Source organism: Nannocystis bainbridge (assembly GCF_028368995.1).
GTDB classification, from domain to species: Bacteria; Myxococcota_A; Polyangia; order Nannocystales; family Nannocystaceae; genus Nannocystis; species Nannocystis bainbridge.
Window position 1 is genome coordinate 1,016,831 of record NZ_JAQNDL010000001.1, and the last position, 12,304, is coordinate 1,029,134.

General features: G+C 73.3%; 9 protein-coding genes. 2 read left to right on the plus strand and 7 right to left on the minus strand.

Annotated features, from left to right (window positions below; genetic code table 11):
* The first annotated feature begins 1 nt into the window (after position 1).
* The gene (gene eutB, locus POL25_RS04065; RefSeq protein ID WP_272084505.1) at positions 2-2,215 is read left to right on the plus strand and encodes an ethanolamine ammonia-lyase subunit EutB; all 2,214 of its coding nucleotides are present in this window, start codon (positions 2-4) and stop codon (positions 2,213-2,215) included.
* A 33-nt stretch (positions 2,216-2,248) separates the two neighbouring features.
* Here eutB and POL25_RS04070 read toward each other — a convergent pair whose 3' ends face one another.
* The 4 genes from POL25_RS04070 to POL25_RS04085 all read right to left on the minus strand — a co-directional run bounded on the left by POL25_RS04070 (position 2,249) and on the right by POL25_RS04085 (position 5,657).
* Complete coding sequence (locus POL25_RS04070; RefSeq protein ID WP_272084506.1) at positions 2,249-2,632, minus strand: hypothetical protein; 384 nt, start codon at positions 2,630-2,632, stop codon at positions 2,249-2,251.
* A 10-nt stretch (positions 2,633-2,642) separates the two neighbouring features.
* Entirely contained in the window at positions 2,643-3,035 is a 393-nt protein-coding gene (locus POL25_RS04075) for a hypothetical protein (protein ID WP_272084507.1), read from the minus strand.
* Between the two features lie 152 nt (positions 3,036-3,187).
* On the minus strand, positions 3,188-4,435 hold the full coding sequence (locus tag POL25_RS04080) for a DNA polymerase IV (RefSeq protein WP_272084508.1): 1,248 nt from the start codon (positions 4,433-4,435) through the stop codon (positions 3,188-3,190).
* Positions 4,436-4,694: 259 nt separating this feature from the next.
* Positions 4,695-5,657 carry a YegS/Rv2252/BmrU family lipid kinase gene (locus tag POL25_RS04085; protein ID WP_272084509.1) on the minus strand — a complete coding sequence of 321 codons (963 nt, stop codon included), beginning with the start codon at positions 5,655-5,657 and terminating at the stop codon, positions 4,695-4,697.
* A 142-nt stretch (positions 5,658-5,799) separates the two neighbouring features.
* Between POL25_RS04085 and POL25_RS04090 the strand changes: the two genes are divergently transcribed.
* A complete protein-coding gene (locus tag POL25_RS04090) occupies positions 5,800-6,423 on the plus strand; it encodes a hypothetical protein (protein ID WP_272084510.1) in 624 nt (207 codons plus the stop codon).
* A gap of 223 nt (positions 6,424-6,646) precedes the next feature.
* On the opposite strand, the gene POL25_RS04095 is transcribed toward POL25_RS04090, so the two are convergent.
* From POL25_RS04095 to POL25_RS04105, 3 genes are all read right to left on the minus strand, one after another.
* Complete coding sequence (locus POL25_RS04095) at positions 6,647-7,957, minus strand: hypothetical protein (protein ID WP_272084511.1); 1,311 nt, start codon at positions 7,955-7,957, stop codon at positions 6,647-6,649.
* 113 nt (positions 7,958-8,070) lie between these two features.
* A complete protein-coding gene (locus tag POL25_RS04100; RefSeq protein ID WP_272084512.1) occupies positions 8,071-11,415 on the minus strand; it encodes a serine/threonine-protein kinase in 3,345 nt (1,114 codons plus the stop codon).
* Positions 11,416-11,483: 68 nt separating this feature from the next.
* Positions 11,484-12,113 (minus strand): RNA polymerase sigma factor, encoded by a 630-nt coding sequence (locus POL25_RS04105; RefSeq protein WP_272084513.1) that lies wholly within the window; start codon positions 12,111-12,113, stop codon positions 11,484-11,486.
* Between the last annotated feature and the right edge of the window lie 191 nt (positions 12,114-12,304).

Genomic DNA, 12,304 nt, shown 5'->3' on the forward strand with positions numbered 1-12,304 from the left:
CATGCCGGCCGTCCGAGTCCACGACGCCTCGCCCGACGACGACCTGTTCGCCTACCTCGCGCGCACCGGCGGCGACGACGTTCGCCGGGCCCAGCTGATCGGCGCTGCCAACGCCTTCAAGGAGGGTGACGCCGCGCTCGGCCTCGCCGCGGCCGACATGTCCTCGCGGACAGCCGCGCGCCGGCTCCTCGCCGCCACCGCCGTCGGCCGGCTCGCCGCCGCCCCGCTGTTCCGCGACGGGCTCCACGACGCCCTCGCCGCCGCCCTCGACCCACGCGCCGCGGCCCACGTCTCGACCTGGTCTTTGGGCCAGCTCAAGACCTTCGTGCTGACCGCCGACGAGGCCGAGGTCAACCAGCTGCTGCCCGGCCTCGCCAGCGACGTCGTCGCCTGCCTGGTCAAGATCATGAGCGACGCCGAGCTCGTCGCTCTCGGCGCGCGGCTGTTCCACCCGCTGCCCGGCAGCCGGCTCGGCGCGCGCGGCTACCTCGGCGCACGGATCCAGCCCAACAGCCCGACCGACCACCCCGACGACATCCGCTGGCAAGTGCTGGCCGGCTGGTCCTACGCCGTCGGCGACGTCGTGCTCGGCACCAACCCCGTGTCGTCCGACCCGCGCTCGGTGGCCGCGGTCGAGGCTGTCCTTTGGGACATCCTGGTCGATTTCGGCCTGCAGGACACCCTGCCCCACTGCGTGCTCGCCCACATCGAGGTCCAGGCCGCGGTCGAGCGCGCCGCCCCCGGCACCACCGGGATCTGGTTCCAGAGCATCGCCGGCTCCGACGCCGCCAACGCCACCTTCGGCCTCGACCTCGAGGGTCTGCGCCGCCACGCTCGCGGCCGCACCGGTCGCTGGGGCCTGTACTTCGAGACAGGTCAGGGCGCCGACTTCACCAACGGCCACGGCCGCGGCGTCGACATGGTCGTCCACGAGGCCCGCAAGTACGGCCTCGCCCGCCTGCTGCGGGCCGACGTCGCCGACGCTCGCCGCCGCCTCGGCCTCTACCCGGAGCCGTGGGTCCACGTCAACGACGTCGCCGGCTTCATCGGCCCCGAGGTGTTCCGCACCCGCGACCAGCTGGTGCGCTGCTGCCTCGAGGACATCGCCATGGCCAAGCTGCACGGCCTGATGATCGGCCTCGACGTGTGCGCCACCCTGCACATGGACATCGGCCTCGACGACCTCGACTGGTGCCTCGAGCGGATCGCCCCGGCCTGCCCGGGCTACCTCATGGCCCTGCCGACCAAGAGCGACCCGATGCTCGGCTACCTCACCACCGCCTTTCAGGACCACGTGCGCCTGCGCGAGCGGTTCGGCACCCGCGTCGACGATCGCATGTGGGAGTTCTTCCGCGACCGCCTCGGCGTCGTCGATGCGCGCGGCCGGCCGACCGCGCGCTTCGGCGATCCGGTGTGGGTCCACCTCCAGCTGTGCCGCGCCCGCGGCGACGTCCGCCCGGACGACGTCATCGCCGGCGAGGGTCGGGCCGCGCTCGCGGCCGTGCGCGCCCGCGGCGTGGCGATCGGCGAGGGCCACGGCGACCGCCCCTGGGACCTCCCGCCTGCCCTCGACGCCGAAGTCCGCGGCCTCTGCGACGACGCCAAGCACAGCCTGCGCGCCGAGTGGCGCGCCGAGTTCGTCAGCAAGATCCCCGGCGCCCGGCGCCTCGCCACCTGCGCCGGCGACCGCGACGAATACATCCTCCACCCGCCCACCGGCGAGGCGCTGAGCCCCGCCGCGCTCACCGAATTACATGTCCTTAAGGACAGCTACGCCGGCCGCTTCGACACCGTCCTGGTCGTGTCCGACGGCCTCAACGCCCGCGCGCTGATGGACGACGAGCACCTGTTCCCGTTCCTCGATGTCCTGGTCCCCGAGCTGCGCGCCGCCGGCTTCGCGCCCGCGCCCGACGTGTTCGTGCTCGCCGGCGGCCGCGTCCGCGCCGGCTACGCCCTCGGCGCGGCCCTGTTCGCCGATCTGCCCGGCCCGCGGCGCCTCGTCCACGTCATCGGCGAGCGCCCCGGCACCATGCACCACGCCTTCTCCGTCTACCTCAGCGCCGCCGACGGCCTGGCCTGGGCCCGGCCGCGCGGCGTCGACCACCACCTCACCCGCGTGATCTCCGGCGTCGCCGACACCGCCTATCTACCGGCCCGGGCCGCGCGCGAGGCCGTCGCCATCCTCCAGGACATGCCCTCGAGGACATGCCCCTGAGACCATGCCCCCGGGGACATGTCCCCCGGGCCATCACCGGCCGAACATCGGCAAGCCGAGCAGCACGAACGCCATCGACGCGGTCAGCAGCAGCAGCAGCACCGCCTTGATGACGAACACCAGGCACAGCGCCCGCAGCCCGCGGACCAGCGCGGCGACGGTGCCGGCGCGCGCGACCTGGAAGAACACGACGCCGCCGACGAGCAAGCCGAGGCCGAGCGCGACCTCGACGGCGGCGAACACGGCCGCGCCGACCAGCGGCCACGCCTGCACCACCGCCAGGATCGGCAGCAGATCGAGCAGCGCGGCCACGCCGCTCCACAGCTCGAGCAGGCCGATCGGCAGCATCAGGAGGCCGCAGCCGCGGATCGTCGCCCGCTGAGGGTCCGTGAAGGGGATCGTTCGCGCGTCGCTCATACAACCTCCGTCACAGCAGCTTCCGCACCACCGGCCACAGCGCCAGGATCAGCTCGACGATGAACACCACGCGCAGGCGACGAAACGCCGACGCGAGGTACTCCTGGTCGTCCTCGTCGGAGCCCGCGACCTTGCCGATCGCCTCGCCCGCCTCGCGCAGCAGCATCCCCTGCCACACCGGCAGCGCGACGTAGATCACCCCCAACAACGCGACGAGCAGCAGGATCGGATGGGCCCCGCTCTGCACGACGAGGAGGAGCGCGAGCACCACGCCGATCCCGCCCAGCAACATCTGCAGCAGCCCGACGAGCCCCATCGCCGTGGCCAGCCGCTCCAGGCCGCGCTCCTCGGCCTCGTCGAACTCGACGCGCGCCACCCCGATCGGCTCGTCGGCATCATCCATCCCGCCGAGGCTAGCGGACCGCCGGGCGGCCGACAACGCTCGCCCACGCGCGCTACATGTCCTTCAAAACATGTCCTGCGGACATCCATTCGCGGCGCCTGCCCGCGACGCCGCGGCCTACGCTGTTCAACGCCGGTTCGCGCGGGACCGGCTCACCGCCGCCGCTTGACCGGCTCGCTCGGGCGCGAATGGGTGATCGCCCCCGTGTCGCCGAGCCGGCGCTGGCTCCCGGCCTCGGCGGGGAACAGCGCCTGGTGGCCGTGACGCTCGCGCACGGCCGAGAGCACCGCCTGCAGGGCCGCGCTGCGCGGCGGTGGCTCGCTGACCGCCGCCGCCGCCAGCAGGTCGAGCTGGACCTCGCGCTCGGGCGCCTCGAATTGGCTCACGCTGACGCCGGTCAGGCGGAAGCCGCGGCCGTCGGTGTCGACCGCCTCGAGCAGGCGACAGGCGGCGCCGTGGATCTCGCGATAATCGTCGGTGCCCCGCGGCAGGGTCGTCTGGCGGGTCTCGGTGACAAAATCACCGTCGCGGATCTTGAGGCACACGCAGCGCGCCTTCAGGCCCTGGGCGACCAGCCGATCGGCCACGCGGGTCGCCTGCGACAGCAGGCTGCGGCGCAGCGCCGGCACACCGACGATGTCGTCGGCGTAGGTGTCTTCGTGCCCGAGCGACTTGGCCGCGCGGTCGGGCACCACCGCGCGGTCGTCGAGCCCGAGGCTGAGCCGGTGCATGTGCAGCCCGTGCGCCCCGAACATCTCGACCAGCCGCGCCTCGCCGAGCCGCCGCAGATCGCCGACGGTCGCCACCCCGAGCCGGTGCAGCTTCTCCTGCGTGCGCGGCCCGACACCCCACAGCTCGCCGATCGGCAGCGGCGTCAGGAACTCGAGCTCGGTGCCCGCCGGGATCTCCGTCAACCCGTCGGGCTTGTTGGCCCCGCTGGCGATCTTGGCCAAAAACTTCACGCTCGCCAGCCCGACCGAGCACGTCAGCCCGACCTCCTCGTGGACCGCGACCCGCAGCGCCTCGGCCACCCCGCGCGGCGGCCCCCACAGCCGCTCGGTACCGGCCAGGTCGATGAACGCCTCGTCGATCGACAGCCCCTCGACCAGCGGCGAGAACCGCTCGAACACCGCGAACACCGCCCGCGACACCTCGCTGTACAGCGCGTGCCGCGGCGGCACCACCACCGCCTGCGGGCACATCCGCAGCGCCACCGCCATCGGCTGGGCCGAGCGGCAGCCGAACTTGCGCGCCTCGTAGCTGGCCGCCGCCACCACCCCGCGCCGCCCGGCCCCGCCCACCAGCACCGGCTGCCCGCGCAGCCGCGGGTCCTCGCGCACCTCGACCGAGGCGAAGAACGCGTCCATGTCGACGTGCAGGATGGCCCGGTCGCCGCTCACGCGACCTCAGCCTAGCGCGCCCGCGCCCCTGCGTCACGGCGCGCGAACGCGCGCATCGGCGCCTTCGCCGCCGCAATTCTGCATGACCTTACGGACATGCTCCAATCGCCATGCCTCGATGGACATGACCTCAAGGGCATGTCCGGGCGACCATGTTCGCCCGCCACGGATCAGCTCGGCTCGCCGTCGAGCCCTGATACTGGTGACATGCTCCCGAGGACATGGCCGATCGGCCATGTCCCGGGCGCCGCCGAACGGCTCAGTCCGGCTTCGGCTCGACCTCGAGCTCCGGCAGCCCCTCGAGCTTGCGCTCGTCGCAGCTGCCCGACGGCGGCGGCGCGGGCACCAGCACCCGCAGGCTGCGGGGCACGCACTCAACGGTCACGGGCGTCTCGCCGACGTCTTCGCCGTCGACGAGCACCGGCTGCGGTGGGTCGGCGCGGATCGTCACGCGCTTGACCGGCAGGTAGCCGATGTCGTCGCGCGTCGCGGCGTTCTGGCTGAGCCCGGAGCGGTACAGGTGCAGCGCCGTGCCGATGCCGGACACCAGGCCGTCGAATGCGACCAGCGTGACGTCGAGCTGGCCGTCGTCGCCGCACACCGCCGTCGGCCCCTGCGCGAACAGGGTGTGCAGCGGCGCGAGGTTGGCCACCGCCACGTTGGTGAGCTTGCAGCGGATGACCTCGCTCTCCGTCTCGAGCTCGACCGCGAACGGCTCGAGCTCGGAGATCCGCTGCAGACCGGTGGCGATGTACGCCAGCAGGCCCCAGCGGTTCTTGGCCTCGCGCGTGGTCTCGCCGATCGCCGCGGCGTGGAAGCCCACCGAGGCGAACAGCAGCACCGCACGGCCCGCCGCGCGGGCGGTGTCGATCGCGTGCGGCTGACCCTTGCAGGCGTTCTCGAGCGCGCCCTCGAGGTCGAGCGGGATCGCCAGCGCGCGGGCGAAGCTGTTGGCAGTACCGCGCGGCAGCACGGCCAGCGGAATTTCGCCGCCGATCAGCCGCGACGCCACCAGCGAGACCGTACCGTCGCCGCCGGCCGCGATCACGACGCTCGGCTCGCTGGCCAGCGCCGCCGCGGCGCAGGCGTCCGCGTCGCGCTCGGGGCTGGTCTCGAACACCGTGAGCTCGTACGTCTGCTCCAGCGCGGCGACGACCTCGGGCAGCTCGTCGCGGGCCACGCCAGACACGGGATTCCACACCAGGGCGGCGCGCGGCTTCACGAACTCCTCCCGCGCGCGACGACACGAGCGTCCTGCGCACGCCGCTCGCCCGGTGAATCATGGAGGTCGAGGCGAGGGAGCACGGGCCGCGTCGTCCGCGGCGTAGCGGTGTTCATCCCCGGAGTGTGCCACGCTTCCCCGCGTGAGCGGCGACCTCGACATCGACGCGCTCCTGGCCGAACACGGGCTGCGTAGCGGCGAAGCGCGCGAACTGGGCCGCGCCGCGCTCGAGGGCGCCGGGCTCACCCGCCCCGGCAAGCGCAACCTGGCCGCCGGCAAACGCCCGCGGGTCGAGGAGGTCATCGCCGCCCAGTTCGTCCGCACATGCGCGCGACCTCACTGTCGCGAGGCCGCCGCGGGCGACGGCCGGATCGTCGTCGACCTCGACGCGCCCGCGGCCCGCCTGTGCGAGTTCTGCGGCGGCTCGACCAACCGCAGCGCGTGGGAGCGAGCCCTCGTCGCCATGGCCCGGCGCGACTGGCATCGCCTCGTCGTCGTCGGCGGCTCGCCCCCGCTCCACCACGAGCTGCGGGCGCTCGTCGGCGGCCGCATCGATCTCCGGCTCGTCGACGGCACCGCCCGCCGCACCGCCCACGACGCCGCGCACGACCTCGCCTGGGCCGATCGCATCGTCGTCTGGGGCGCCACCCTGCTCGACCACAAGGTCTCGCAGCTCTACACCGATCGCCGCTCGCCCAAGGTCGTCACCGTCGCCAAGCGCGGGCTCACGGCGCTGGCCGAGACGATCATCAAGACCGCCGAGTGAGCCGGCCCGGCGTGGGCCCGCACTTGTTGCCCCATACAGAGCCCGGACCGCTCAGGTCGACGAAGCGCCCCTCCGATGTCGCACGCCCTCGGCGTGATGGGCCGTCCCGAGCGGCACGGCATGACCATCACGACATGTCCGAAAGAACATGCTCATTCGAACATCATCTTTATGACATGTTCGTGCGGCCAGCGACCGGGCTCCGGCCGATCCTTCGCCGCGGCTACGGCGAGAACACGGCCAGCCACAGATCGCTGACCTGCGTCTCCGAAGCCATGCTGCCGCCGGCGACGATCCGGTCGCCGGCGCCGATCGCCACCGCGTAGCCGATGTCGGTCCCGAAGCCGCCGTCGATGTCCTTGCCCCACCGCAGCTCGCCCTCCGGCGAGAACTTGCAAAGGCGAATGTTAAGGCCGGTCGCGCCGGGGCCGTCGCCGATGGCGACCACGTCGCCCTGGCTGTCGACCGCGATGTCGCGGCCGTACGTGCCCGTGCACGCGTCGCTCGACCACACCCCGGCGCCCGTGCTCGTCACCCGGCGCACCGTCATCGCCTCGCCGACCCTGCCGGCGAGCGCCAGGTCGCCTCCCGGTTCACGCGCGAGCGCCTGGATCACCGCGTTCTCGCCGGCGTACTCGAGCGTCCAGCTCGGGTCGCCACCGCCGCCGACCGGGAACGCGACGAGCAACCCCGGGCTCGTCCCGTCGAGGGGCCGCGACCAGCCGAGCACCGCGTGCTCCGGCGTCACCACCAGCCCGGGGCCCAGGGGCCAGATCTTGCTCTGGATGCCCAGCGAGAAGCCGCTGGTCCACAGCGCGATCCCGTCGGCGGCATAGCGCCGGGCCCACAGCTCATGGAGGCCGTCCTCGCCGACCACGAAGCCGGAGACGATCAGCTCGTCCTCGCCGACGATCGCAACGTCGGTGAGATAGTCCTCGCCGAGGCCGCTGCCGAGGGTGTCCTCCCACACCACCGCGCCCGAGGGATCGAGGCGCGCCAGCCAGACGTCGTGGGCGTCATCGTCGGTGGCAAATCCGCCCGCGGCGTAGATGCCGCCAGCGAACGTCGCCACGCCGGTGACGAGCCCGAATTCTGCGCCGTAGGACTGCGACCACTGCGGCTCGAGCGTATCGCTGAAGCGACCGACCCAGCGGGTGAACCCGGGATCGAGCCCGCCGGCGACGATGCTGCCGTCGGCGTCCACCGCCAGCGCGTTCACCACGTCCGAACCGCGGGTGGGCGGGCGAAGCTCGACCAACAGTTGGCCCGACGGCTGACAATCGTTGTTGCAGCCGTCGCCGTTGAGGTCGTTGCCGTCGTCGCACGCCTCGCCTTCGTCGAGGTCGCCGTCAGGGCACGGCGCCGCCGGTTCGGTCGTCGCCGCCGTCCCGGTCGGCTCGTCCGTCGTCGTCGTCGTCGTCGGACCCGGCCCGGCCGTCTCCGGCTCGAGGGTCGTCCCCGTCGTCTGCGGCTCGTCGCCCGACGCAGTCTCCGGCTCTGGCGCCTCCGGCCCCGCCGGGCACGCGCTCAGCACCCACAAGATACCCAAACTCGCATGAATCACTCTCATGATCGATCGACCTCCAATGAACAACATGCATTGCACACACCGCCCAATGCGGCGTGCTCCTCGACTCGTTACTTCGCTTACTCGGTGCGCGCCATCAGCCAGCGCGTCAGACCATCTCTGTCTCTCGGGACATCCGCGGCCCGGCCCAGCGCCTCTGTGAACGGCCCGGGGGCGTCCCCACGGGTCGGCGCCAGCAGGCCCAGGCCGAGCGACCTGACGTGGAGCTCCTGCTGCAGCACGACGATCTCGCCGAGCACGAGGTCGAGCCGCAGCACCGAGTCGTCGACGTCGTGGATCAGCAGCTCGTCCTCGGCGACGAACGCGAGCTCCTGGGCCCCTGCGGGCAGCAGGTGCTCGCGGCCCGGGTCGTCCGCGCCCGCGAGCACCTGCACCCCGTAGCCCGCGGTCGTCACCGCCACGAGCGCGCCGCTCGGGCTGAACGCCAGGCGAGGGTACGGCTCCAATAGCAGCGACCGGCGCGTCACCACGCCGTCCTCGTAGAACGCCAGGGTGTCCGTCCCCTGCAGCGCGATCGCGGCTGCCGAACCGCGCGGGTCGAGGGCCACGATCGGCGGGGTTCCGCTTCGCACGCCACGCACGCCGCCGATCAGCACCGGCGCGCCGTCGCCGACGTGCAGGCCGAACACCATGTCCGAGCTCGTGTGCGCGATCAGGTCGGTGCCCGTCGCGGTGGCCCACAGCTGCAGGACCTCACCGTCGAGCTGCCAGCGCGCCGGCGGGCCCGCGCCGGTGAACGCGAGCACGGTGCCGTCGGCCAATCCGAGCGCGTACGTGTCCCCCGACTCGGCCAGCGCGACCGCCCGGACCGGGTCATCGGCGGCGATGATCGAGCCGACGCCGTCGCCCTCGATCAGGCAGGCGCCACGCTCGCGGCCGACGATCAGCGCCCGGCCGCGGCCGTCGCAGGCCCGACGTGACGGCCGCCCATAGTCTTGGACCAGATCGAGCTGCAGGGGACACATCACGCGGCTGCGGCGGCCGTCGCGGATCCGCACGAGCTCGGGCTCGCCGCGGCCCCCGAGCGAGACGGCGATGGCGTGGCTGTCGTCGGGCGCAGCCGCGAGCCACCTGTCCTTCCGGACATGTGGTAAAGGCTCGGGCCGCCACCACCATAGATCACGGCCCCGCGTGCCGACGAACCCCCCGTCAGTCGTGAACGCGCCGCGCTCGTGCTCGCCGCCGGCCAGCGCGCGGAAGATCCGCCCGCTCTCCACCGACCACAACAACCAGCGACCGTCATAGCGGCTCGCAAACCGATCGCCGGCGTCGGCCACCGTGAGCTCGCTCTGGCTCTCGGCGAACGCCTGCCGCTGCGCGAAGGAGCGGTAAAGGTCGGTCTCCCACAGCGACTCCCCTGACTCGAGATCGATCCGCACCAGCTGCGGCTCGTCCATGCTCGGGGGGAGGTCCGGCCGCTTGCGCAGCACGAGCGCCCGATCGTCGCGCGAGATCGCCAGCGGGCGGCCTTCGAGCGGCCGCGTGGTGCCGTCGCGCAGAGACAGCGCCTTGCCGGGCTCGAGCAGCCACAGCCCGCTGGGCGCGAACATCGTCGGAATGCGCAGGTCAGGGAGCGGTGTGATCTCGTCGCCCGTCACCAGGAGGGCCGTCTGCTGCACACCGCTGACGGCGATCGAGCGCCCATCGGGGCTCATCGCGGCCCGGAGGGACCGCGGGAACGGCAGCGCGGTCATCGGCGCCGGCCGCATCGTCAGGTCCCAGGTGTAGGCCGCCGCCGGGTCGAGCCACCCGAGTCCCATCACCCCGAGCGACGCCAGGGTCTCGCCGCCCCGCGACATCTCCCATCGGTGCGACGTGAGCCCGGCGCCGATCGGCAGCGACGACAGATCGATCGCCTCCGGCGCCTCCTCGCCGCGGACGATCACGCCGTGCGATCCGGCCAGCGCCGCCCACACGGGCGCCTCGGCGGCGGCGACCACCGAGCCGAACGGCGCCGCCAGATCGATCACCGATTCGCCGCGACCTGTCCCCAAGTTCCAGCGCCGCACGACCCCGCCGCCGTCGATGCTCACGAGCCCGCCGTCGGCCAGCGGCGCCACGCGCTCGACCCGCCGCGCGTGCCCGCGGAGCACCCGATCCGGCGCGCCGCGGACGATCGCCGCGACGGCGACGGCGCGGGCCCTCCGAAGGTCGAGCGGATCGCTCAGGTCGACCTCTCGCAACAGTCGCAGCGCCTCGGCCGGATCGTCGTCGAGGCCGCCGCGCGCCTGCGCCAGCACCGCGTCGTTGGCTCGCCGCCGCGCCTCGGCCTCGGCTGCCTCCGCGCGCGACCTGGCGGCCTCGAGCCCGCGCACGTACACGATCGACCCCGCCGCCACGGCCACCAGCACCGCCGCGGCCGCCGTCACCGCGACGCGATGACGCCTGAGCCACAAGCGCAGCAGCTCGCCCGCCTGATAGCGGTGCGCGTCGACCAGCCGCCCGGCCGCGAACCGCCGCAGATCGTCGGCCAGCGCCGCCGCCCCGGGATAGCGATCACCTGGCCGCGGGGACATGGCCTTTTGTGCGATCGCCACCAGCTCGCGCGGCGCCTCGGCGGCCAGCGGACGCAGGTCCTCGACCTCCTCGGCGAGCAGGCGCTCCAGCAGCTGCGACGCCTCCAGCGACGCGTGCGGCGGGCGCCCGGCCAGCACGTGGAACAGCACCGCGCCGAGCGCATAGACATCGGTGCGAGCATCGACCGTCGCGCCGCGGGCCTGCTCCGGCGGCATGTAGCGCAGCGTGCCGACGACCGCCCCGACGCCCGTCGCGTCGCCCGCCGCGGCTGCGCCCTCGCCCGCCGACTCGCCGGGCTGCGCCGCTCGGGTGTCCTTGGCCAGGCCCCAGTCGATCACCACCGTCTCGCCGTGCGGGCCGATCAGGATGTTGCTCGGCTTGAGGTCGCGGTGGACCACCCCGTGCTGGTGCGCGTACGCGATCGCGTCGGCGGCCGCGAGCACGTGCGCCACCAGGCCGATGCGCCCGCGCAGGCTCGGCTCGTCGGCGATCACCCGCGCCAGCGACTCGCCCTCGACCAGCTTCATGCAGTAATAGGGCTCGCCGTCGGCGAAGGAGCCCACGTCGTGCAGCGGCACGATCCCCGGGTGCTGCAGCCGCGCCGTGATGCGGGCCTCGAGCGCGAACCGCCGCGCCGCCTCCGGGTCGCGCCGCCGCAGCGTCTTGATCGCCACCGTGCGTCCCAGATGGCGATCGTATGCGCGCCGGATCACCCCCAACCCGCCGGCCGCGAACACCTCGCCGATCGCGTAGCGCTCGTCGCCCTCCGGCCCGTCCGCCGCCTCGGACGCGTCACTCAGGCGATCGACGCGCGCCAGCAGCCGCGCCCGTGCTTCGCGGATCGCCGTCGAGGGCGCGGGGTCGGGGTGGAGTGCGAGCGCGGGCACGTCGGATGGGGCCTCGCTGGACATGTGCCGCGACGGCGGCTCGTGATCCCCGCCCCCCGATCTTTTTTTCACGCGCCCTCGACCCGCACCCGGCCGAAGCGGGCCTCGATGTCGGCGCGGATGCTGGCCAGGCAGCTGTCGAGGTCACGCAGCGCCGGCGCGTGCGAGGTCCCGGCCGCCAGCGCGTCCACTGCGGCCCGCAGGCGGCCGCGCGCGCGTTGCAGCCGGCGCGCCACCGTCGGTTGCGGCACCTTGAACAGCGCTGCCAGCTCCGCCTGCGCCAGCCCCTCCCAGTCCTTGAGCTCGATGAGGATCTGGTCGTCGAGGTCGAGCCCGCGCAGCGCCGTCGCCACCAGCCGCAGCGTCTCTTGCTGGGCCAGCGTCCCGCTCGGCGACGGATCGGCCGCCGGCAATGCGCTGTCGTCGATCGCCTCGAAGCGGCGCTCGCGGCGGCTCCAGCCCATCAGGACGAAGCGGGCCACCCCGAGCAAGTAGGCGCGGAACGAGCCCTCGCCGCGGAACCCCTCCTGCCGCCGGCACAGCGTCTCGAACGTCTTCTGCGCCAGGTCCTCGCACACCGGCGGCGGCGCCTTGCCGTGGAAGAACCGGAACACCGCCGCGTAGTGGCGCTCGATCAGCGCCTGCCCGGCCTCGCGCCGCCCCGCCCGCCAGCTCGTCAGCAGCGCGTCGTCATCCACCCCAGCACGATCGCAAGCCGCCCGGGGCCGGTCAAGCGCGCGCCTCGCTCACCGCACGAAACCGCGCCCAACGGGACATGTCCGCCTCGACATGCTCCGAAGCACATGCCCGATGAGACATGCCCCTTACGACATGTCCTTCGCGCCATCACGGCGAAGCTTCTTCGCCGCCCGTGCCCGCGGCGCTCGAC

Excerpts from the sequence above, each read along its gene's own strand:
- POL25_RS04070 (WP_272084506.1), bottom strand. The coding sequence starts at position 2,632 with ATGAGCGACGCGCGAACGATCCCCTTCACGGACCCTCAGCGGGCGACG.
- POL25_RS04075 (WP_272084507.1), bottom strand. The coding sequence starts at position 3,035 with ATGGATGATGCCGACGAGCCGATCGGGGTGGCGCGCGTCGAGTTCGAC.
- eutB (WP_272084505.1), top strand. The coding sequence starts at position 2 with ATGCCGGCCGTCCGAGTCCACGACGCCTCGCCCGACGACGACCTGTTC.